The sequence below is a fragment of the Neobacillus camarae genome (assembly GCF_054950115.1).
Map to the genome: position 1 here is coordinate 303,021 of NZ_JBUCKX010000004.1, position 21,618 is coordinate 324,638.

Consider the following 21,618-nt stretch of genomic DNA (forward strand, 5'->3'; position numbering starts at 1 on the left):
AGATTACTAGGAGGAAATGAAAATGACAAATGAAAGAGCTGCACAATTACAGGAAAGCTGGGAAATGGATAAGCGCTGGAAAGGAGTCACCCGTCCTTACACAGCGGAGGATGCCATCAAGCTTCGCGGATCAATCGATATTGAACATACTTTGGCACGCAAAGGCGCTGAAAAACTATGGAATCTGCTTCATGAAGAAGATTACATTAACGCCCTTGGCGCCTTAACCGGTAACCAAGCGGTTCAGCAAGTCAAAGCCGGTTTGAAAGCCATTTACTTAAGCGGCTGGCAAGTTGCTGCGGACGCTAACCTTTCCGGCCATATGTACCCGGACCAAAGCTTATATCCTGCCAACAGCGTTCCTAGCGTGGTCAAACGGATCAATCAAGCGTTGCAGCGTGCTGACCAAATCCACCATATGGAAGGCGATGATTCCATTGATTGGTTTGCCCCGATTGTGGCAGATGCGGAAGCCGGTTTCGGCGGTCAGTTAAACTGCTTTGAATTGATGAAGGGCATGATTGAAGCCGGAGCTTCTGGCGTCCACTTTGAAGACCAACTTTCTTCTGAAAAGAAATGCGGCCACTTAGGTGGAAAAGTCCTGCTTCCGACACAAACAGCTGTCCGTAACCTGATTGCGGCACGGTTGGCTGCTGATGTAATGGGCGTTCCGACTGTACTCGTTGCCCGTACCGATGCCAATGCGGCTGATTTGATTACGAGTGATATTGATGAGAATGACGCCCCATTTATTACTGGTGAACGCACAACTGAAGGGTTCTACCGTACGAAAGCCGGCATTGACCAAGCAATTGCCCGCGGACTCGCCTATGCTCCATATGCCGACCTGATTTGGTGTGAAACTTCTGAGCCAAATGTAGAAGAAGCTAGAAAGTTTGCTGAGGCTATTCATGAGAAATTCCCAGGCAAACTGCTTGCCTACAATTGTTCGCCATCATTTAACTGGAAGAAGAAATTGGATCCGGAAACGATCGCCAATTTCCAGCAGGAGCTTGGAAAAATGGGCTACAAGTTCCAATTCGTAACGCTTGCTGGCTTCCATGCACTGAACCACAGCATGTTCGAACTGGCTCGCGGCTACAAAGATCGTGGCATGGAGGCATACTCCGAGTTGCAGGAAGCCGAATTCGCTTCTGAACAACATGGCTATACAGCTACCCGCCACCAGCGCGAGGTCGGAACAGGTTATTTCGACCAAGTCTCCATGGTCATCACTGGAGGGACGTCTTCTACTACAGCTTTAAAAGGTTCGACAGAAGAAGAGCAGTTCACAAGCGCGAAATAGATGGATGATCCCCCTTTCTCCCTTGCTGAGAGAGGGGGCTTTTTTGCTTTTTGAAGGTTCTTTTGATAAAACTAAGGAAATAGAGAGGTTTTTTAAGATGTACCAAGTTTAGTTGGAAGCAATTCGTTTCTAAATGAAGTTTTGGGCTTTTATTTGCGAATCTACCTCTGGGAACCATCCCAACGCCAACAACATACATAATAATAGCCCTTTTGATATGGAGTTGATATGGTTGAAAAAACAAACGGTCGAACAGGTGCTGCAACAGGGGATATACGGACCAATGGAAACAAAACCGGAGGAGCGGCGGAAGTTTTTGGGGACCTTACGGGAACGGATTGTCATTGCCTTGAAAAAAGGTCAAGTGGCCGAGAAGGACGTGTATCCGCAAGTGGAGCAATCGATGAAGGAACACGCCGGTGCCCATCTATTTTTAAACGGGAATATGGACTACCAGGAATTATCCAAGTACGTAAAGCTTGCTGCCAAGCACAACATCGGGCACACGATTGTGACCGATAAAGAGCATGACACAGAGATTGGCCTGGTATTGGCCATGGACTACGCCATTGAGAAAGATGAGATTTTTATTGAAAAAAAGCAAATGGAACTGCTAACAGAGGAAAAAAGTAAAGGGTTTTTTGGAAAGTTATTCGGCCGGTAGCAGCCGGGATCCGCGAATTATTTCATGAGGACAAAAACAAGAGGAAGCAGTCGAGTTTTGTCCTCATGGTAGGTTCATGAGGACAAAAGCAAGAGGAAGTGGGCAAGTTTTGTCCTCATGGTGGGTTCATGAGGACAAAAGCCAAAGAAAACAGTCAACCATTGTCCTCATGCCGACGCCTCAAACCCTTAAACCCTCAAACCCCGTGTTACTCTTTTATACCAATTACCCGAATTCACTTATAATCCGCATACCAAGCCCCATCTAGATATAAAACTGGCCGCAAGCTTTCTTCTACTCCAGTAATAATAGAATTTTTTAGCTCATCGGACACTCCCTTAAACAGGCTTCCGCCAAACATTTCAATCCAATTCCTTAACCCATTTTCCCCTCCTAGTTTCGTCAGCCGGCCAAAATGCTGGACGGAAGAGACCCTAAAACCGGCTCCCTCCATGAGCGTGGCATACTCATCGATACTTGGGTAATACCACGGAAACCTTTCGTTATCATATAAATTGGCATTCCAGCTATCCTTCTTTATCCTTCCCTTCGACGATACCCCTTCACACTAGAAAAAGTATATAAATTCATATTATAATAGTTTCCGAAAATTACCATTGGGAGGGTGTCTTAAGATGTCCATTAGCGGGATTAATCACTTGCTATTCTCCGTATCCAATCTGGAGATTTCCATCCATTTTTATCAAAAGGTTTTTGATGCTAAGCTGCTGGTAAAAGGGAGGACTACCGCGTATTTCGAACTAAACGGAATATGGCTTGCGTTAAATGAAGAAAGACACATCCCGCGGAATGAAATAAATGAATCGTATACCCATATTGCTTTTTCAATAGCGGAGGAGGACTTGCCAAGTATCCACGATAAGCTCGTACAGCTGAAGGTTAACATCCTGCCTGGCCGTGAGCGTAATGAAAAGGATAAGAAATCCATTTATTTCACCGACCCGGACGGCCATAAATTCGAATTCCACACAGGGACACTACAAGACCGGTTGTCATACTACAGACAGGAAAAAACGCACATGGAGTTTTATGACTAAATAAAAACAACCGGAGCATCATTAAAATGACCAACCGGTTGTTTTAGAATTACCATCCACTGGCATCGTGTCCGCCAGATTATCGATATTTTTTAATACCTTGGTGCTATAAGTAAAATCGCCATAACAGTAGGGATAGCGAAAATTGGTTTTATCGCCGCCGCAATTATAAAGTTGGGGATTTCTTTGCACTTGGAGCTGTGAAAATTGTTTCGCCAGCTCTTCATTGTGTTTTCCGCCGCGCTCGGCAACATAGTCGATATATCCAGTCCCCATATTGTAGGACTGAATAATTGTGGGAAAATCCACTTTTTTCACGTTTCCGTAAGTAAGAACCCGTTGAAAATAGGAAACTCCCGCTTGTATGCTTTGAGTTGGGTCGGTAATCGCGTCCTTAGCCAAACCGGCCGATTCCGATGCCTGCATCGGGTCGCTGCCCTTTCCGTGGCTCTCCTGCTGCATGATGGCCACAAGTACCGGAGCATAAGTTTCCAAATCGAATTTTTTCAATTCTTGTTGGATCACAGGACGATATTTCATCGCATCAGCAAAAGGGCCTGCCGGATCCGGCAGCGATTTTGGATGCTGAAAATAATATTGGACTCCTGCCAATAGGCAGAATAGCAGAATTAAGCTGAGGAACGTTTTCAATTTTTTCCTTTGCTTCCGTTTCATTCATACTCTCCCAATGTACTGCTGTGAATTAAGATATTTTCTCTATCGTTTCTTGTAATTCGATTTCCACGTTGCCTTGGACCGCCCGGGTAATCATGCAGGAAGTCTCCGCTTTTTGGGCAAGCCGGCGGGCCATTTCAATATCCTTTTCACTGGCATTGCTTTTCAAAACAATATATGGACGGTGAATGATCTTTTTATAAGTAAAAACACCATTGGTCACGTCTACAATGCCTTCGGATTCCATCGTTAAGCTTTCTTTCTCCAGACCGGACCGTTCCATCATAGCCGCTAAAGTAATAATATAACAGGTTGCGGCCGCTCCCAAGAGCATTTCGTCGGGATTCGTTCCGGCACCAGGACCGTCCATTTCCCTAGGGATCGAAACTTTGATCTTAAGATTCCCTGCTTCAATCTCTCCGACATCATTTCGTAATCCCGGCCAATTTGCTTTTAAATGAAAAACATGTTCTGCCAATCTGTATCCCTCCAATTATTGGTTTTCAATTTCTGCCCCACATAATTTGGGAAATATGTTATCGTTAAGGTAGATAAGTCTCGAGTGGAGTAGTGAAATGAATTTTTTAAAGAAATTTATCTTATCAATTATATTTTGTGTCTATTTAGCCATTTTGACCAAATTGGTTTTGTTCAAATACATCCCGCTATCGGAAATGATTCATCATTTTAATTTTAGAAATGAGGAATATTTTTGGCGTTCCAATAATTTCGTCCCGTTTAAAACAATTCATTTTTACTTGTTCTTGGCCGATGTGAATCTGGATATAAAAATTAAAAATTTAGCCGGAAACGTAATCGGGTTTATTCCGTTCGGTTTCATCTTACCATTGTTAGCGAAAAAGTTTCAAAGCTTTGGATTGGTAACGGCCGCCACTTTTATCCTTAGTCTGACATTTGAAGTCCTCCAGCTCCTATTCAAATTTGGCAGCTTTGATGTGGACGACTTAATTTTAAACACGCTCGGAGGGATATTGGGGTATATTCCTTTTAAACTGGCCCTGTTTATCTGGCATTTGAAAAAAAATAAAACCACCGTTATCAACTAGTACGGAGAGGGAGTCTAGACTTCCTCTCCGTATTTTTTTTATAAATTTAAATCTTGTCCATACTGAAGGAGTAATCATTGCGGTAAAGCGGAAAAGTTTGGTATCATCATTATTATGAATATGGACGAACGGAGGTCACCGAAATGTCACGAATTTCAACCGATCAGGTAAAATACGTTGCCAATTTAGCGAGATTAGCCATTACCGAAGAAGAGGCCGAATTGTTTACCAAGCAGTTGGATGCGATTATTACATTCGCAGAACAGTTAAACGAATTGGATACTGAAAACGTACCACCTACATACCATGTGCTTGATATGAAAAATGTCCTGCGCGAAGACGTGCCAAAGCCCGGGCTGCCGCGGGAAGAAGTGTTAAAAAATGCCCCGGACTCTCAAGACGGGCAATTTAAAGTACCAGCGATTCTAGGGGAGTAAGAGGAGGATACAACGTTGAGTTTATTTGATTATAAAGTTTCCGACCTTCATGAACTCTTGCAAAAAAAAGAGCTGAAGGTAGCGGACCTTGTGGACGAATCGTATAAGCGCATCCAGGATGTGGAGGACAAGGTCCAGGCCTTTTTAACATTGGATGAAGAAAGAGCGCGTCAAACAGCTAAATCATTGGATGACAAGCTAGAGGCTGATCCAGCAGCAGGCCTGCTGTTCGGAATGCCGATTGGCTTAAAAGATAACCTGGTCACCAAAGGTTTGCGGACAACCTGCGCCAGCAAAATTCTGGAAAACTTTGACCCAATCTATGATGCTACTGTCGTGCAAAAATTGCAGCAAGCAGAAACCGTCACGATCGGCAAATTAAACATGGATGAGTTTGCGATGGGTTCCTCCAACGAAAACTCCGGTTTCCAAAAGACCCGTAACCCATGGAACCTTGACCGAGTGCCAGGAGGTTCTTCCGGCGGTTCAGCAGCTGCCGTTGCCGCGGGGGAAGTCCTGTTTTCCCTTGGCTCTGACACTGGCGGTTCGATCCGCCAGCCGGCAGCGTTCTGCGGTGTGGTCGGTTTAAAACCTACATATGGACGGGTATCCCGTTTTGGGCTTGTTGCGTTCGCGTCTTCCTTGGACCAAATCGGGCCGATTACTAGAACCGTAGAGGACAATGCCTATCTGCTACAGGCTATTTCCGGATTAGACCCAATGGATTCCACTTCGGCCAATGTCGGGGTGCCTGATTTTGCCGCCGCCTTAACAGGAGATATCAAAGGTTTAAAAATTGCTGTTCCTAAAGAATATCTAGGTGAGGGAGTCAGCGAGTCTGTCCGCCAATCAGTGCTCGATGCACTTAAAGTGCTCGAGGGACTTGGCGCTGTTTGGGAAGAGGTTTCCCTGCCGCACTCCAAATATGCATTAGCAGCCTATTACCTGTTGTCATCTTCAGAAGCATCCGCCAACCTGGCACGCTTTGACGGAGTCCGTTACGGATACCGGACAAAGGATGCAGAAAACTTAATTGACCTATATAAAAAGACCAGGGCGGAAGGTTTTGGCGATGAGGTTAAACGCCGGATTATGCTGGGAACCTTCGCGCTAAGCTCCGGTTATTACGATGCTTACTATAAAAAAGCACAAAAAGTCCGTACGCTGATTAAGCAGGACTTCGAAAATGTATTTGAAAAATATGATGTGATTATTGGGCCAACAACGCCGACACCTGCTTTTAAAATTGGCGAGAATATCGATGACCCATTGACCATGTATGTGAATGATATTTTAACGATTCCAATGAACCTTGCGGGAGTTCCGGGGATTTCCATTCCATGCGGCTTTGACAGCGGCCTGCCGCTAGGCTTGCAAATCATTGGCAAACATTTTGATGAAGCGGCGATTTACCGTGTGGCACACGCTTTCGAACAAGCCACAGATTATCATAATCAGAAGCCGGAATTGTAGGGGGTGAACCAAAGTGGAATTTGAAACAGTAATCGGACTTGAAGTCCATGTAGAGCTAAAGACAGAATCAAAAATTTTCTCAAGCAGCCCAAATCACTTCGGCGCTGAGCCAAATGCTAATACGACGGTTATCGATCTAGGTTATCCAGGAGTGTTGCCGGTATTGAACAGAAAAGTGGTCGACTTCGGGATGAAGGCGTCCATGGCTTTGAACTGTGAGATTGCCACCCACACCAAGTTTGACCGAAAGAACTATTTTTATCCGGACAACCCGAAAGCCTACCAAATCTCCCAGTTTGACCAGCCAATCGGCGAACATGGCTGGATTGAGATTGAAGTGAATGGCTATACGAAAAAAATCGGCATTACCCGGATCCATCTCGAAGAGGATGCCGGAAAACTTAACCATGGCAATGGCTACTCACTGGTGGATTTTAACCGTCAAGGGACACCGTTAATTGAAATCGTGTCAGAGCCGGATATCCGCACGCCTGATGAAGCTTATGCCTATTTGGAAAAATTAAAGTCTATTGTCCAATACACCGGTGTTTCTGACTGTAAGATGGAAGAAGGCTCACTGCGCTGTGACGCTAACATTTCCATTCGTCCCGTTGGACAAGAAGAGTTCGGCACCAAAACTGAGTTAAAAAACCTCAACTCCTTCAACTTTGTTCGTAAAGGATTGGAGTACGAAGAAAAGCGCCAGCGGGAAGTGGTTTCTGCAGGCGGAAAAATCGAGCAGGAAACACGCCGGTTCGATGAAGCGACTGGAACGACGATTTTAATGCGGGTCAAGGAAGGCTCGGATGATTACCGCTACTTCCCAGAACCGGACCTGCTGGAGTTATATATCGATGAGGACTGGAAAGCGCGCATCCGTGCGGAAATTCCCGAGCTTCCAGATGAGCGCCAAAAGCGCTATGTGGAAGAACTCGGTCTGCCTGTTTACGATGCCAAGGTTCTTACGGTTACTAAAGAAACAGCGGATTTCTTTGAAGCAACAGTTCATGCAGGTGCCGATGCAAAGCAGGCGTCCAACTGGATCATGGGGGATGTGTCCGGCTATTTAAATGCGGAAGGCAAAGAATTGGATCAAGTTCCGCTGACTCCGGAAGGACTTGCCAGCATGATTAAATTGATTGAAAATGGCACGATTTCTTCCAAGATTGCCAAGACCGTATTCAAAGAACTGATTGAGAACGGCGGCGATGCCGAGCAGATCGTCAAGGAAAAAGGACTTGTGCAAATTTCCGATGAGGGAACATTGCTTAAAATCATTGGCGAAGTGCTGGATAACAATCCAAAATCAATCGAGGACTTTAAAGGCGGAAAAGCCAAAGCGACTGGTTTCTTGGTCGGCCAGATTATGAAAGCCACCAAAGGGCAGGCCAACCCGCAACTGGTCAATCAACTATTACAGCAAGAATTGCAAAAACGATAAAATAAAAGCTGGCGGAAATTCTCTGCCAGCTGTTTTTTGTCGAATCAACCTTCGACTTTTTTTACCCCATTTCCCGGGAAAAACTCTTTATTTATCGTGAAAAAACATGAGTTTAATTAAACGTTTGGTTAGGTTCGAATAGAAAGGGGATTTGTCGAAAAAGGGATGATGGCCCCTCCTTCTACAAGGTCTGCCAGCGATTTAATGAAAAGCTGACAAATTTTTTGTTCCCTTTTTTATGGGAAGGCTTTTAATCCCAAAAAAACAGTGATTTTAAACAAACGGTTGTTTAAATCTACTAGACGTGAAAAATGACGAAGTCTTGAAGACTGAAGTTTCAGGAACTGGGAGGGGCGAGGCAGTAGTGAATAAAAAAGAGATTGAATATCAAATTTTAGAGCTGAAGGACGAATACTTACAATTGCAGCATAATCTAGAAAAAATGGAGCTTGTGAAGGGAAACCTGGCACCGTTAGAAAACCGGCTTGCTGAAATCGAAAAGGAATTAAGTATCCTTAATCAAAAGTTGCGGGAATTGCAGTAGAAAGAGACATCTAAACTGGATCAATAAAAAAGGTTCAGTTGAAGCAAAACTTCATCCGAACCTTTTTTTGTTTTTCCATCGCTAGTGGGTTGTTAATTGGATGATCAGTTATCACCGAGTTCTTTGCCTGTAATCATTTTATATAGGATTTCAGAGTCCTTGTCCGCCAGTTTTGCATATTGGTCTTTTCCTTCTATCACTACCTCAAGAAGGTTTTTTTGTGGTCCAATCCAAATCTGAATAACATGATTTATTTTTAAGTCAGGTGGATGATTCATTGACACGGCGGCATTCTGCCAATGTGCATGATTAAGGAGAGTGGATACCTTATGAATCGTTTCTTTATCGGAAATTGTTTTCCATTCTACATATTGATCGTTGCCATTATTCTCTTCGATTATCAAAGGTTTAGAACCCAATATCAGATTAGGTTTTTGGGACTGGGTGCTTCCAGTTTCATTAGAGCATCCGATAACAGAAAAACCAAAAGTTAAAAGGAATAATAACAAGAGCCTCCGTTTCATCTTATACCTGCTCCCTGATTGTCTTTTATAAATATAGACGAATCCATTTCCGAAATGTTCCAATAAAAATAGCATCAGTGACAACCGATGCTATCTCCTCTTGCAATTAAAAAGAAATCATGGCTCCCCGTTCATCAAAAACGGCACCTGGATTCCAAGCGACTTCCCACAGATTATTTTCTGGGTCGGCAAAATACGCGGTCCGGCCACCCCAGAAGGCATCGCTAGGCTCACGCAGAATTATAGCCCCTGATGACCGTATCTGCTCCATGGTAGAATCAACCTGATCCGGTGTGTCCACATTAATGGCAAATGTCACCGGCCGGTAGGTTTCTGGTGAAGCAGGGAGTTCAACACCGGCATCCTTCGCTAATTCTTCCACCGGAAACAGGGACAGGATGACACCCGCAGTTTTAAACACAGCATAGCTGTCTGAACTAGATTCCGTTTCTTCCCATCCTAATGATTGATAGAATGACCTTAATTTTGGTAAATCATAAGCACCTATCGTTAGCAGGCTAACCCTTTGTAGTACCAATTGCCATTCCCCCAAATAATTTTGATATGAACCTTTTCTTCAAACCCTTTTGTTTTTCCTTCCTTCCCAGCTTCGGTTTTTAAGCACCTTTTTACACAGGCAATTTTTCTTGTTTTTCCAACACCTGATACCTGTTAGGCAACTGGCGGGAAGAAGTGGTATGGCGTACCGGGGACAGCAGCGTATACCACAACGGAGCTAACGGAACATCGCATTTACATGCCGGTGTATGATCTAGTTTACCGCTTAGGGATTGCCTGGCAGAACGTTGCTTACAACCAGCCGCCGCACACCAGATCTTCCTTGGTTATGGCATGGAGACCCCAAAACGGCCAAATATTTATTTAGCTAAGCACGGCAACAGTGAGGTTATTCGATAAGAAGAAGGGAATCAGCCGATTGACAGGCTGATTCCCTTTATTTTTGTGGAAGGTTAAAACAAATGTTAATATTAGGAAAAGGTGTTGAACGGAGGAGGACTATCATGACGGTTTATATTACCTTATTAAGAGGGATTAATGTCGGGGGGCATCATATTATCAAAATGGCAGATTTGAAGGGACTTCTTGAAGGGCTGGGTCTACAGAAGGTCAAAACGTATATTCAAAGCGGAAATGTGCTATTTGAATCCAATCAGGATGCCCAATCACTTAGACAAAGCTTAGAAAAGGAAATACAAGAAGCCTTCGGTTTTCCGGTACCAGTGGTCTTGCGTACACAAGAAGAATTGGAACAAATTATTAGTCACTGCCCATTTTCGACAGAGGCACTAAAGGAAGGGGAAAGTGTGCAGGTTGCTTTTTTAGCGGAGGAACCTTCTCAGGATGGGATTGGCCAATTAAAGGCCTACTCTAATGAGAAGGAGCAATTTAGTATTAAGGACAATGATGTATATTTGTTTTTCCGCCATAGCTTTCGGGATTCCAAACTTGCGGCAAAGCTGCCAAAATTAGGCGTTCCGGCAACGGTTCGAAATTGGAAAACAGTTATCAAACTAGCATCCATGGCAAGAGCCCTATAGAAGTGTATCTGCCTATGATAATAAAAGAAAAAGGATAAAAAGCAAAATGAATTCAAGGGATGTATCAGATGGATTGGAAACCAGATAGAAACTCGAACATACCAATTTATAAACAGCTGGCTGTATATATTGAAAACGGCATTGCGGATGGGACTTTTCCCCCTGACAAACTTTTGCCGTCGGAAAGAGGATTGGCTAACGAACTTGGGATTAACAGAAGTACGGTTGTTGCCGCCTATGACGAACTGGAATCGAATGGACTGATTGAAAGAAATCAAGGCAGAGGAACAACCGTCAGCAAGGACATTTGGGGAATGGCCAAGAAACGGATTCCCAGCTGGAATCGGTACATAGAGGCCGGTTCGTTTCTTCCCAATTTACCTGTCACGCAAAGAATCCATAAAGAAATGGCAGACCAAAAACTAATTAATTTAGCCAGCGGGGAATTGTCCCAGGATCTATTTCCTGTGTCCACCTTAAGAGAAATTACTTCCAATCGATCGTTTATTGGAACTTTGGGATACGACCATCCGCAAGGTAACGCGATTCTAAGGGAGACCCTTACCCATCACGTGGATCAGTTTCGGGGAATTGAAACGAATCCCTCCAAGATATTGGTTACATCTGGTGCACAGCAAGCGTTGCATCTTGTCGTTCAATGCCTGTTAAAGCCGGGAGACGCTGTCGCTATCGAAAATCCTTCCTATCACTACAATCTGCCAGTCTTTCAATCGGCAGGAATCAAAACCTATTACTTAAAAGTAGGCCGAGATGGAATTGATCCAAACGATATAACAGATTTGTATAAAAAACATAGAATCAAGATGATTTTTCTCAATCCAATTTTTCAAAATCCCACAGGGACGTTACTGTCTTTAGAGCGGCGAAAAAAGATTCTGGAGTTTTCTTCTGAATTTGGGATTCCCATTATTGAGGATGATCCGTACAGTTTAACCGGTTTCTCAAACCAAAGAATCCCAACCCTTAAATCATTGGATGAGCAGGGGAATGTGTTATATATAAGTTCCCTGACAAAAATTGTAGCCTCCGGTCTGAGGATAGGATGGATTATTGGCCCCAAAACGGTAATCGAGAGGCTTGCAGACGCCAAACAGCAAATTGATTTTGGACATGCCAGTTACTCACAATGGGTGGCCAATGATTTTTTGGAATCAAAGGAATTCGAAGTGCACATGGGAAATCTGGTGAAGCAGTTAAAGGAGCGCAGGGATCAAATGGCTGCCAGCCTTCATGCCTTTTTGAAAAACCAAGTGGAGTTTCATCTTCCGGAAGGTGGCATTCATTTGTGGTGCAGAATCAAAAAGGATTATAATGAAATGCAATTGTTGGAGGAATCGATTAAAAGAGGGGTCATCTATGTACCCGGAACAACGATGGGGACGGAGAAGGGCTTCGCACGATTTACATTTGCTAGGGAAAACCCAGAAAATATTCATGAAGGAATACATAGATTTGCCGATGCCCTTGGAGCGGTTTCACCCTAAGTTTCCCCGGGGGACTTGAAGGTGTTATAAACATAAACAAAAAAAGACAGTCAATGCGGACTGTCTTTTCTAAGCTAATTCTTCTTTTGCGAGCATGGAACTCTTTTGCATAATATCCGAGCGCAAGCAATAGGCCGTTACTTTCTTTTGGGCCTGTTTTACGACGTCCACTTGGTCTTTGTAGCAAAAAACAAATAACCTCACGTCTTTTTTGCCTTTTTTCACATCAATCACGATGGGGTTCTGGCTGCCTTCCGGATATAAATAAGAGTCCTCGGTTCCCGGATAAATATATTGCCTTTTTAAAAATATCGCCTCGTTAAAATCGTGAATCAGCTGTTTTTTTGCTTCTCCTTCGATGCTGTTCCCATCGATGGTTATGGTGACATCCGCTTCACTCAGTTTTGAATGGACTTCAAACTTGCCCATAATCCATTCAACCACACCGGTGGGAAGACAAGTAATCAATATTTTTACAAGGCTTATCAGAATAATAGCAATCACGGTCCATACCAATTTACATCAACTCCCTTTATTGGGTGTTTTCCACTATGTCAGCCATATGTAGATCCCTAATGAGGCTAACGCAATGAAAATAACGACTGCATATATTAAGGTTAAGTTTGTTGTATTTTTTTTCGTGGAACTTCCATAGTTTTCATCAGGTTTCCCGGTTACTAGTAGGGTGGCAATCACCGAAATTAACAAGATTCCTATCACCAAACCAATCAATATATTCATACAGCACCTCGAATTTATGCCAATCCACTTATAGGCCTATTTTTATACTACTATATGATAACAGAACACGGCCAATATTTAACCATCCAATTTGCATTGAAACAAACCATCCACTTGTTAATCAAAAAAAGAAGACGTGTGCCAAACCACACGTCTTCATTCCATATTCCAAACGATTAATTTTGTTTTACCAACTGCACGCTTTCCGCAAATTCTTGATCAATCGCTTCGTTTTTCTGATAAGTCAGCAAGCTGACAACAACAGCGACAATCAGGTTTAAAATAAATCCAGGAACGATTTCATAGAGCTTTTCGCCAAAGAATACTTTTCCAAGGTTGAAATTCTTCCATAGAATGACGGTTGCCGCTCCGATCATCATCCCAAACAAGGCACCCCAGTTGGTCGTCTTTTTCCAGAACAAGCTAAGCAAAATAATTGGACCAAAGGAGGCCCCGAAGCCCGCCCAAGCATACCCGACAAGATCCAGGATGGAATTGTCTTGGTTAAAGGCGAGCGCAGCAGCCACAATCGCGACAATCAATACTGCTATTCTCCCCAAGAACACTAGATGCCGATCCAACGCATTTTTGTTCATCACCACTTTATATAAATCCTCAACCAGTGCACTCGATGTTACAATTAACTGTGAAGAAATCGTACTCATGATAGCGGCCAAGATGGCTGCCAAGGCAAATCCTGCGAATAGCGGATGGAAAAAAATCTGGCTCAAAGAAATAAATACAGCTTCCGGATCCTCCAGTGCAACCTGTGGGTTATTATGGAAGAAGGCAATACCGATGAATGCTGTAAAAATGGTGCCAATCAATGAAAAAATCATCCAGCCCATTCCGATCCTTCGGGCACTCTTGGTTTCCTTTATGGTTTTAATTGCCATAAAACGGACGATAATATGTGGCTGCCCGAAGTATCCCAATCCCCATGCCGTGGCCGACACGATACCTAAGAAGGTTGTTCCTTTAAAGAAGTCCAATAAAGTCGGGTCTACCGCGCGAATCGTTTCAAACGTTTCGCTCGGACCTCCGGTGTGAAAAATACCGATGGCCGGGACGAGCAATAGAGCAATCAGCATCATTAAACCTTGGATGAAATCGGTGTAACTAACAGCAAGGAACCCGCCAAATAGGGTATAGGCGACGGTAACTCCTCCAACGATGTAAAGACCGGTGTGATATCCTGTGTTAAAAGAACTTTCAAAGAAGACCGCCCCGGAAACCATTCCAGAAGAAACATAGAAAGTGAAGAAGATAAGTATAACGATACCGGAAACAATTCGAAGCAGCTTCGAATGATCCTTAAAGCGATTTTCAAGAAAGCTCGGAATGGTAATGGAATCTCCTGATACTTTACTATAAGAACGTAATCGCGGAGCGACAAATAGCCAGTTGAGATAGGCGCCGGCCGTTAAGCCAATGGCCATCCACGCATCCGCCAAGCCCGTGACATAAATCCCACCGGGCAGTCCCATTAGCAGCCAGCCGCTCATATCGGCAGCGCCGGCGCTTAACGCGGTTACCGCTGGGCCAAGTGAGCGTCCGCCGAGCATATAATCCGTAAGATTGCTGGTTCTTCGATAGGCATACCATCCAATGAACAACATGGCAGCGATATAGATGCTAATCGAAATCAATTGTAAAGTTTGATCTGACATAATCATCCCCCTGATAAAATAATAATTGCAAAAACTTTTTTTATATAAACAATATTCTATCAATTGATTGTTCAGATTTCCAGACATAATGAATTACTGTATCAAGATAGTAAAATATGCTTGTACGATAACAATGGAAGGATATGTAAGCGCCAAATTTGTATGGTCTTTGAAAAATCGCTATCATGGGATTAAAGAAAGGGGTGCACGTTTATGAATTTAAATGAATGGTTTGAAAAAGGAATGTCAGCCGAAGAGTATATAAACTCGATGACCAAAAATAAAGAGGAAATGCTGTCAATTTACAACCAGTTTACCTTAACGGAGCAGGATCAAAGCGGGTTTGAGGAATTGAAGCAGCAGAAATTGCGGGCTATTGTACTGTCAGAAGATTGGTGTGGTGATGCGATGTTGAATAACCCAATCTTGTTGCGCATAGCTGAGGCGGCAGGCATCGAAGTTCACTTTCTGCTTCGCGACCAAAACCTGGAGTTGATGGACCAATACTTAACAAACGGAACTTCACGGGCAATCCCAATTTTTATTTTTATTGACCAAGATGGCAATGAAAGAGGTAAATGGGGACCGCGCGCGCCTGAAATGCAGGAACTGGTTAATCAAGGTCGTATGGCGTTGCCGGATAAGGATGACCCTGATTTTCAGAACCAGCAAATTCAACTGTATAAACGGTTAGGGAAGGCTTATCAAACCGACCCCGCCATTTGGCAGACAGTGGCTGCCAGTATTATATCGAAACTTTAATCAAAACTTAAACCCCGGCTAAAATGCGAGCGCCGGGGTTATTTTTTAAGCTTTAAAGTTGCTGTGTTTGGGCGGAAGCCGGTCGTTGAGCAAATGTTTGTCATTCACTTTTGGCTCAACCCCTAGAATGAAATTCCGGATATTCGAACGGTGAAGGTAGACTAAAAGGAAAAAGAATAATGAAAAAATCAGTTCAGAATTAATACTTGGCGTGAAAAAGTCAAAAATGAGCATACTCAGGCCGACTGAAATGGAACCGAAAAATACATACTTGGTTAAAAAACTTATTAAGAAGAATGACACGTAGGCCGTGATGAAAAGGGGGATGTTGGCCACTAAAAGGGCTCCAGCAGTGGTGGCAATGGCCTTTCCGCCCCTAAAACCTGCAAAAATCGGAAAACAATGCCCAATGACGGCAGCCAGTCCAAAATACAAAGGTTCGGCGTCAAGATTGAAGTAGATTGGGAGTGAAGCCGCAGCTGCCCCTTTCCCAAGGTCGATGAACAAGACAAATATGGCGGACTTTTTTCCTAAAACCCTAAGCGTGTTGGTGGCACCGGGATTCTTACTGCCATGGTCGCGGATATCAACACCAAAAATGACTTTGCCGACAATCAGTGCAGTGGGGATGCTTCCGATTACATAAGCTGCTAAAAGCAGAATCCAGAACATTGTTGCACCTCCTTTTAGAAGTTTTTCTTTTATTCTACCATAGTTAAATGGTATTATTTTGTTGAATTTTCACGTTTTGGAAATTTAAAGGAGCGCTTAAAAATGGATAAAATGGATTATGGCCAAGTTGCTAATAGTTATGCCCGTTCAAGAGAAGATATTCCGGTTTCGCTCATGGAGAGTCTGCTGTTCAGAAATATTCGTTTTGATGAAAAAAAAGTCGCGGATTTGGGTGCGGGAACAGGCGCTTTGACCCGGAAAATATCCATGAGAAGGGCAGATATCGTCGGGATTGAGCCATCTCCGGAGTTACTTGAATACGCAAAAGCATTTAATAGAACAAAAAATTTTACGATTCCTTATTTGCAAGCTACAGCGGAACAAACGGGATTGAAAGATTCCGAGTTTGATATCGTAACCGCCATGCGGGCTTGGCACTGGTTTGACCGGGAGAAGGCGATGAAAGAGGTCAAGCGGATTTTAAAACCAAACGGGAAACTGATTGTGATTGATTCTGGATTTTTAACTGGGCCTGATGTTGTACGGAAAACGTTGGCTGTTGTGTCACAGCATGTGTCCGGAGGGTTGAAGCCGGCTGGGTCAAAGGCTGAAGCGAAGCAACGAATCAATGGGTTTCCGGTCGAATGGTTTGCCGAATGGCAGGAAAACGGGTTTGAATTGCGTGATTTCTATAAGTTGAATTATTCTGTTCGGTTTACCAAACAGGAGTGGGTTGATCGCGTCCGGTCGGTTTCTTGGTTCGCCGCAATGGAAGGGACTGTCCGTGAGCAGGCGGTCAAGGAATTATTGGACTGTCTTCCGGACCAAGAACCATATGAAATCCCCCATGAATGCAATGTTTGTATCTTGAGTTTAATATAATTGAATAAAACACGAGAACGATTAATCAACAGTTAGTGATATCTATTAGGGACATGCTCATCAAACAGCATGTTCCTATTTTTTTTGCTTCTATAAAATTTATTAAAAATTGTGTAGGGGTAGTGGTCAATTCCGTCGTCTATTAAAATGAAACTATCAAACAAGAAAGGGGGAGAGCGCTATCGATGATTCCGTTTTAATTGAAAAAGTCCTGCAAGGCAGCGACCAAGCCTTTCGTCTTCTGGTCGAGAAGTATCGCAACGATGTGTTCCGGACCGTCTTTGCCGTCCTTCGCGACCAAAAGGAGGCAGAGGACGCTGCCCAGGAAGTCTTCATCAAACTATACACTTCTCTCCCCCAATACCAAAACCAAGGATTCAAAACCTGGCTGACACGAATCGCCGTTAATCACGCCATCGATGTTAAAAGGAAGCAAGCGAGGATTTTGGAGGAAACGGTCGACGACACGGAGCAGCCGGGACTGGCCACCACACGGGATAGTCTGGAAAAACAGGTCATCCACAACGAACAAAGGAGACTGGTCCGAAACAGACTCAATGAGTTGCCGGATAATTACCGCGACGTGATTTATGGATTTTATATAGCTGAAAAAAGCTACCAGGAAATGGCGGAGGAACAGAACGTCCAAGTAAAAACGATTGAAACCAAACTATACCGGGCCCGCCATTGGATTAAGAAAAACTGGAAGGAGGATGATTTTTCATGAGACATTACAGTACGGATGAATGGACGCAATTTGTAAAAAACGAAATCACGGAATCGGCTCGGATCGAGCTGGAAGACCATTTATATTCTTGTGACCAGTGTCTAGAGCTTTATCTGCAGGCGATTGCCATACATGAATCTTCACTTCCACTCCTTACCGACGAAACGGGCTTCGCCGATGAAATCATGGCCTCGTTGCCCAAAATGGCAGCGCCTGTGGCCATGCAGAACGACGAAATAGAAATGGTTCCGGAAAAACAGGAGGCGGTCAAAAAACCAAAACGGTTTTACCAGCGGGCCGCGTTCCATTATTTGCTGGCAGCGGCTGCCACGCTTCTGCTGACATTTTCAGGAGCGTTTCAAACCCTTGCCAAATATGCGGACTCTTTTGAAACACAACACGTACAGGAAAAAAAGCCATCGGTTACCGAGGGTGTTATGAATAAAACATTTGCATGGATGGATTCATTAGAAAAAAAGGAGGCAAATAAGAAATGAAAAGTTCAACGAAGGCTTTAACATTATCGTTATTTCCAGGCCTCGGGCATATTTACTTCGGAAATCCTGTCAGAGGTGTCCTATACCTGTTCTTTGTCATGGGTTGTGCATTCGTAACGGTTACAGGCTTTGTAAACTATGGCGGACGCGAGGTGGCAGTATTAGCGTTTTTGGCAGGAGTGTTTGTTTATCTAGTAAGCTTTATTGACATGGGAATGCAAATTTCTAAACAGAAGAGGGAGCTGCTGGCTCAAGTTTCGGAAAATCAACCGGTGCCAGTCTTAGGTCAAGAATCAGAACGTTTTTATACGATTGTGTTGTCGTTTCTTCCTGGTTTGGGACACTTCCAACTTGGGTTGATGAACCGTGGCCTAACACTTCTGGCTACTTTTATCGGCCTCTCAGTGATGATTATTTTCATTGCCGTCATCAGTAACCGTGGTGAGTTCCTAGTGTTTTTGGCCGCATTGCCAATTATTTGGATCTACGGATTTTTCGATGCCGTCCAGCAGGTGAATAAAAAACAGCGCGGCGAGGAACTGGTCGATAAGACCATCTATGAAGATTTTGAAAAACTGCGCCAGGACGGGAAAAAAAGCAAATCCATCGCCACGTTCTTGTCGATTTTCCCTGGTGCAGGACATCTATATTTGGGATTGCAGCGCCGCGGCATCCAGCTGATGGCTGCGTTCTTGTTCTCAGTTTATATTTTGGATGTGTTACGTCTGGGGATCTTCCTGTTTTTAATACCCATTATCTGGTTTTACAGCTTTTTCGATGCCCTGCAAAAAATCTCCAAGCATGGGGAAGAGCCTTTGGAGGACACGCCGATTATTTCCTATTTCATTAATCATCAAAAATGGGTTGGTATCGGCCTAATCCTGATGGGTTTGTACTATTTAGTGATGAACATCCTGATGCCGGCTTTATCGCCAATCGTTCAGCGATACTTTAATACAGACATCATGTATTGGCTGCAAAGCTATATTCAAACCGGAATCGTCTGCCTGCTGCTCATTGGCGGGGGGATCAAGCTTTTATCCGGAAGCAAACAGAAAAGGGAGGGGAAGTCATGAAAAAGCGGAACATCGGTATGGCAGCCGCAATCCTGATTGGAGCAGGAATTGGATACTTTCTTAGAAAAAGAAAAGGAGGTCCTGTTGAATGATGCGAACCTGGCGTGTTGGAACATTTTCCATGGGTACCCTGTTAGTCCTTCTCGGCTTGTTTCTGTTTATGGCCCGGTTTCTTGGGTTCAATTTTCTCCAAGTCATAACCGCGTGGTGGCCGGTGTTATTAATTGTTTTAGGGATAGAAATATTGGTCTACTTGTTTTTATCCCGTCAGGAATCGCCTGTGCTGCGTTATGATTTTTTAAGTATTTTCTTTGTAGGACTGATAGGAACTGTGGGGATCGGATTTGCGGTGCTAAGTTCATCCGGCCTCCTCGGCCAAGCGGAGGAGTTATTTTCGCGGGAAGAACGGTCATTTGAACTGCCGGAATTCTCGTACCCAGTCGATGGGGCGATTAAACGGGTGGTCGTAAAAACCACGGGATATGATGTGACCGTTGAAGCAGCACAGGAAAGAGAAGTCTCTATGTTTGGAACCTATCGGATTCAAACCTCCAAACAAACCAAGCTTTTAAAAAAGGCGGAGGAGTACGTATTGGCCACCGAAAAAGGAGATACTCTTTATGTAACCGTGCAATCTTTGCCCCATAAATTGGGACCGTTCAATTCTACTCAAGAAGTTGCAGCAACCATCCTGGTGCCAAGCGATGTGAAGCTGGAGGTCATTGGAAGCGGGAATCAGCTCACCCTAAAGCCGCGCATGCTGGTCAACAATTGGGATATTGAAAGTGCATCACAGGTTTTAATCGATACATCGGAAACAAAGGACATGAAAGTGGAGGCCGTAGGTGTGGAAGACGTCAAGGGAAAAGCCGGTGAATGGAAGGTAACGGAGACCCCTGATGAACCGGGACAAGGGACTGGTGAAAAAAGTGCAGTCTATCAGTCGGGGGAAGGGAAGTACCGGATAAATATTGCGAACGCCTTTCAAGTTACACTCCAGTCTGCGCAATAAAATAGCAAAAGGCAGCAAATACTAGGAAGCGTCGTGCTATACCGGCGCTTATATTTTTTAAGGGAATTTAACGAGAAATGTGCATATAGCAGGTCCTATGATGAAGTCACTACATAATTTTTGCAAAAAAATAAAAAACCGTTATGATAGGAGATGGATGTTGGGAAACTTCAAGGTTCATTGTAACTTTATCCAACAATTGGTAAAATATTGAATAAAAGAACGGTTTTTGATTTCAAGATATAGGATGATGATGATGAAAAGAGCTAGACTAATTTACAATCCTACCTCGGGGCGTGAAATGATTAAGCGGCATCTGCCGGACATTCTCGAAAAACTGGAGAAGGCTGGCTATGAGGCCTCTTGCCATGCGACAACCAGTGCCGGTGACGCGACAAAAGCTGCACGGATTGCCGTAGAACGTCAATATGATATAGTGATTGCTGCAGGCGGTGACGGGACCATCAATGAAGTGGTAAATGGCCTTGCGGAACAAGAGTTCCGCCCTAAATTGGGAATTATCCCGGCCGGAACCACGAACGATTTTGCTCGTGCCCTGCAAATCCCTAGAGATGTCCCATCCGCAGTCGAAATCATCACGAAGGGGGACATCATTCCTGTCGACATTGGCCGGATTCAAGACAAATATTTTATTAATATTGCCGGCGGCGGCAGACTGACTGAGCTTACCTATGAAGTTCCAAGCAAATTAAAGACCCTGCTTGGCCAGCTTGCCTATTATTTAAAAGGAATTGAAATGCTGCCTTCCATTAAAGCGACCAATCTGAGCATTGAGTATGACGGGAAGCTTTATGAAGGGGAAACGATGTTATTTTTGGTTGGCCTGACGAATTCAATCGGCGGTTTTGAAAAATTGGCACCTGACGCTTCTATTAACGATGGACTGTTTTCTCTATTAATTTTAAAAAAGGTCAATCTTGCCGAGTTTATTCGGATTGCCTCATTGGCGGTACGCGGTGAGCATGTGAATGACCCCAACGTCATTTATACAAAGGCGAACCGGGTGAAGGTTCAATCGGACGAAAAGGTACAGTTGAATTTGGACGGGGAGTATGGCGGCTTGGCGCCGGCCGAATTTGTTAATCTCTACCGCCACTTAGAGGTTTTTGTGCCGCTTGCTGACATTCGGCCAAACGACATGCCGACTGACTGGGTTCCGGGCACAAGGTATAGTTAATAAAGTTCGTTCCCTAAGGGACGGGCTTTTTTGGTTTGCGATTTAATATAGGTAAGTGTGATATTTAATACCTGTCCTATATCTTAATTTGTTTTCCAATATAAAAATACAATGGAATTATCATGGAG

26 protein-coding genes and 1 pseudogene are annotated in these 21,618 nt (G+C 43.9%); 18 read left to right on the forward strand and 9 right to left on the reverse strand.

Features of this window, described 5'->3' with window-relative positions; genetic code table 11:
- Positions 1–22: 22 nt before the first annotated feature.
- Complete coding sequence (aceA, locus tag ACY8D0_RS22930) at positions 23–1,306, forward strand: isocitrate lyase (protein WP_462412767.1); 1,284 nt, start codon at positions 23–25, stop codon at positions 1,304–1,306.
- A gap of 232 nt (positions 1,307–1,538) precedes the next feature.
- The gene (locus ACY8D0_RS22935; RefSeq protein ID WP_462412768.1) at positions 1,539–1,970 is read left to right on the forward strand and encodes a YueI family protein; all 432 of its coding nucleotides are present in this window, start codon (positions 1,539–1,541) and stop codon (positions 1,968–1,970) included.
- A 235-nt stretch (positions 1,971–2,205) separates the two neighbouring features.
- Here the strand turns inward: ACY8D0_RS22935 and ACY8D0_RS22940 are convergent, their stop codons facing one another.
- On the reverse strand, positions 2,206–2,424 hold the full coding sequence (locus ACY8D0_RS22940; RefSeq protein WP_462412769.1) for a hypothetical protein: 219 nt from the start codon (positions 2,422–2,424) through the stop codon (positions 2,206–2,208).
- Positions 2,425–2,605: 181 nt separating this feature from the next.
- Between ACY8D0_RS22940 and fosM the strand changes: the two genes are divergently transcribed.
- The gene (gene fosM / locus ACY8D0_RS22945) at positions 2,606–3,028 is read left to right on the forward strand and encodes a FosM family fosfomycin resistance protein (protein WP_462412770.1); all 423 of its coding nucleotides are present in this window, start codon (positions 2,606–2,608) and stop codon (positions 3,026–3,028) included.
- A 21-nt stretch (positions 3,029–3,049) separates the two neighbouring features.
- Here fosM and ACY8D0_RS22950 read toward each other — a convergent pair whose 3' ends face one another.
- Both ACY8D0_RS22950 and ACY8D0_RS22955 read right to left on the reverse strand, forming a co-directional pair.
- The gene (locus tag ACY8D0_RS22950; protein WP_462412771.1) at positions 3,050–3,703 is read right to left on the reverse strand and encodes a lysozyme family protein; all 654 of its coding nucleotides are present in this window, start codon (positions 3,701–3,703) and stop codon (positions 3,050–3,052) included.
- A gap of 28 nt (positions 3,704–3,731) precedes the next feature.
- The gene (locus ACY8D0_RS22955; RefSeq protein ID WP_462412772.1) at positions 3,732–4,181 is read right to left on the reverse strand and encodes an OsmC family protein; all 450 of its coding nucleotides are present in this window, start codon (positions 4,179–4,181) and stop codon (positions 3,732–3,734) included.
- A gap of 97 nt (positions 4,182–4,278) precedes the next feature.
- On the opposite strand from ACY8D0_RS22955, the gene ACY8D0_RS22960 reads away from it, so the two are divergent.
- The 5 genes from ACY8D0_RS22960 to ACY8D0_RS22980 all read left to right on the forward strand — a co-directional run bounded on the left by ACY8D0_RS22960 (position 4,279) and on the right by ACY8D0_RS22980 (position 8,665).
- Positions 4,279–4,770, forward strand: a complete 492-nt coding sequence (locus ACY8D0_RS22960; protein ID WP_462412773.1) for a VanZ family protein — start codon at positions 4,279–4,281, stop codon at positions 4,768–4,770.
- 143 nt (positions 4,771–4,913) lie between these two features.
- Positions 4,914–5,207, forward strand: coding sequence for an Asp-tRNA(Asn)/Glu-tRNA(Gln) amidotransferase subunit GatC (gene gatC / locus ACY8D0_RS22965; protein ID WP_462412774.1), 294 nt, complete (start codon positions 4,914–4,916; stop codon positions 5,205–5,207).
- A 15-nt stretch (positions 5,208–5,222) separates the two neighbouring features.
- A complete protein-coding gene (gatA, locus tag ACY8D0_RS22970) occupies positions 5,223–6,680 on the forward strand; it encodes an Asp-tRNA(Asn)/Glu-tRNA(Gln) amidotransferase subunit GatA (protein ID WP_462412775.1) in 1,458 nt (485 codons plus the stop codon).
- Between the two features lie 13 nt (positions 6,681–6,693).
- A complete protein-coding gene (gatB, locus tag ACY8D0_RS22975; RefSeq protein WP_462412776.1) occupies positions 6,694–8,121 on the forward strand; it encodes an Asp-tRNA(Asn)/Glu-tRNA(Gln) amidotransferase subunit GatB in 1,428 nt (475 codons plus the stop codon).
- A gap of 364 nt (positions 8,122–8,485) precedes the next feature.
- Positions 8,486–8,665, forward strand: a complete 180-nt coding sequence (locus ACY8D0_RS22980; RefSeq protein WP_462412777.1) for an SE1832 family protein — start codon at positions 8,486–8,488, stop codon at positions 8,663–8,665.
- Between the two features lie 104 nt (positions 8,666–8,769).
- Here ACY8D0_RS22980 and ACY8D0_RS22985 read toward each other — a convergent pair whose 3' ends face one another.
- The gene (locus ACY8D0_RS22985) at positions 8,770–9,189 is read right to left on the reverse strand and encodes a hypothetical protein (protein WP_462412778.1); all 420 of its coding nucleotides are present in this window, start codon (positions 9,187–9,189) and stop codon (positions 8,770–8,772) included.
- 106 nt (positions 9,190–9,295) lie between these two features.
- Positions 9,296–9,727: a VOC family protein gene (locus ACY8D0_RS22990; protein WP_462412779.1), complete on the reverse strand. Its 432-nt coding sequence runs from the start codon at positions 9,725–9,727 to the stop codon at positions 9,296–9,298.
- 131 nt (positions 9,728–9,858) lie between these two features.
- On the opposite strand from ACY8D0_RS22990, the pseudogene ACY8D0_RS22995 reads away from it, so the two are divergent.
- The 3 genes and pseudogenes from ACY8D0_RS22995 to pdxR form a co-directional block, all read left to right on the forward strand.
- Positions 9,859–10,107, forward strand: a pseudogene (locus ACY8D0_RS22995) (rhamnogalacturonan lyase family protein); the annotation flags it as partial.
- 104 nt (positions 10,108–10,211) lie between these two features.
- On the forward strand, positions 10,212–10,748 hold the full coding sequence (locus ACY8D0_RS23000) for a DUF1697 domain-containing protein (RefSeq protein WP_462412780.1): 537 nt from the start codon (positions 10,212–10,214) through the stop codon (positions 10,746–10,748).
- A gap of 68 nt (positions 10,749–10,816) precedes the next feature.
- Positions 10,817–12,253, forward strand: coding sequence for a MocR-like pyridoxine biosynthesis transcription factor PdxR (gene pdxR, locus ACY8D0_RS23005; RefSeq protein WP_462412781.1), 1,437 nt, complete (start codon positions 10,817–10,819; stop codon positions 12,251–12,253).
- Positions 12,254–12,322: 69 nt separating this feature from the next.
- Here the strand turns inward: pdxR and ACY8D0_RS23010 are convergent, their stop codons facing one another.
- The 3 genes from ACY8D0_RS23010 to putP form a co-directional block, all read right to left on the reverse strand.
- Positions 12,323–12,769, reverse strand: coding sequence for a YfmQ family protein (locus ACY8D0_RS23010; RefSeq protein ID WP_462412782.1), 447 nt, complete (start codon positions 12,767–12,769; stop codon positions 12,323–12,325).
- A 33-nt stretch (positions 12,770–12,802) separates the two neighbouring features.
- Positions 12,803–12,994: a hypothetical protein gene (locus ACY8D0_RS23015; RefSeq protein WP_462412783.1), complete on the reverse strand. Its 192-nt coding sequence runs from the start codon at positions 12,992–12,994 to the stop codon at positions 12,803–12,805.
- A 176-nt stretch (positions 12,995–13,170) separates the two neighbouring features.
- Positions 13,171–14,664: a sodium/proline symporter PutP gene (putP, locus tag ACY8D0_RS23020; protein WP_462412784.1), complete on the reverse strand. Its 1,494-nt coding sequence runs from the start codon at positions 14,662–14,664 to the stop codon at positions 13,171–13,173.
- A gap of 213 nt (positions 14,665–14,877) precedes the next feature.
- Here putP and ACY8D0_RS23025 point away from each other — a divergent pair, with 213 nt between their 5' ends.
- Positions 14,878–15,426, forward strand: coding sequence for a thioredoxin family protein (locus tag ACY8D0_RS23025; RefSeq protein ID WP_462412785.1), 549 nt, complete (start codon positions 14,878–14,880; stop codon positions 15,424–15,426).
- A gap of 45 nt (positions 15,427–15,471) precedes the next feature.
- Here ACY8D0_RS23025 and plsY read toward each other — a convergent pair whose 3' ends face one another.
- Positions 15,472–16,098, reverse strand: coding sequence for a glycerol-3-phosphate 1-O-acyltransferase PlsY (gene plsY, locus ACY8D0_RS23030; protein ID WP_462412786.1), 627 nt, complete (start codon positions 16,096–16,098; stop codon positions 15,472–15,474).
- Between the two features lie 102 nt (positions 16,099–16,200).
- On the opposite strand from plsY, the gene ACY8D0_RS23035 reads away from it, so the two are divergent.
- From ACY8D0_RS23035 to ACY8D0_RS23060, 6 genes are all read left to right on the forward strand, one after another.
- Positions 16,201–16,980: a class I SAM-dependent methyltransferase gene (locus tag ACY8D0_RS23035; RefSeq protein ID WP_462412787.1), complete on the forward strand. Its 780-nt coding sequence runs from the start codon at positions 16,201–16,203 to the stop codon at positions 16,978–16,980.
- 181 nt (positions 16,981–17,161) lie between these two features.
- Complete coding sequence (locus ACY8D0_RS23040; protein ID WP_462413156.1) at positions 17,162–17,707, forward strand: RNA polymerase sigma factor; 546 nt, start codon at positions 17,162–17,164, stop codon at positions 17,705–17,707.
- Positions 17,704–18,204, forward strand: a complete 501-nt coding sequence (locus ACY8D0_RS23045; protein WP_462412788.1) for an anti-sigma factor — start codon at positions 17,704–17,706, stop codon at positions 18,202–18,204. Before ACY8D0_RS23040 ends, ACY8D0_RS23045 begins: the two co-directional genes overlap by 4 nt.
- Positions 18,201–19,280 (forward strand): hypothetical protein, encoded by a 1,080-nt coding sequence (locus ACY8D0_RS23050; protein ID WP_462412789.1) that lies wholly within the window; start codon positions 18,201–18,203, stop codon positions 19,278–19,280. The genes ACY8D0_RS23045 and ACY8D0_RS23050 overlap by 4 nt, the downstream gene beginning before the upstream one ends.
- An 88-nt stretch (positions 19,281–19,368) precedes the next feature.
- Positions 19,369–20,292 carry a hypothetical protein gene (locus ACY8D0_RS23055; protein WP_462412790.1) on the forward strand — a complete coding sequence of 308 codons (924 nt, stop codon included), beginning with the start codon at positions 19,369–19,371 and terminating at the stop codon, positions 20,290–20,292.
- Between the two features lie 256 nt (positions 20,293–20,548).
- Positions 20,549–21,490 (forward strand): diacylglycerol kinase, encoded by a 942-nt coding sequence (locus ACY8D0_RS23060; RefSeq protein ID WP_462412791.1) that lies wholly within the window; start codon positions 20,549–20,551, stop codon positions 21,488–21,490.
- Positions 21,491–21,618: the final 128 nt, after the last annotated feature.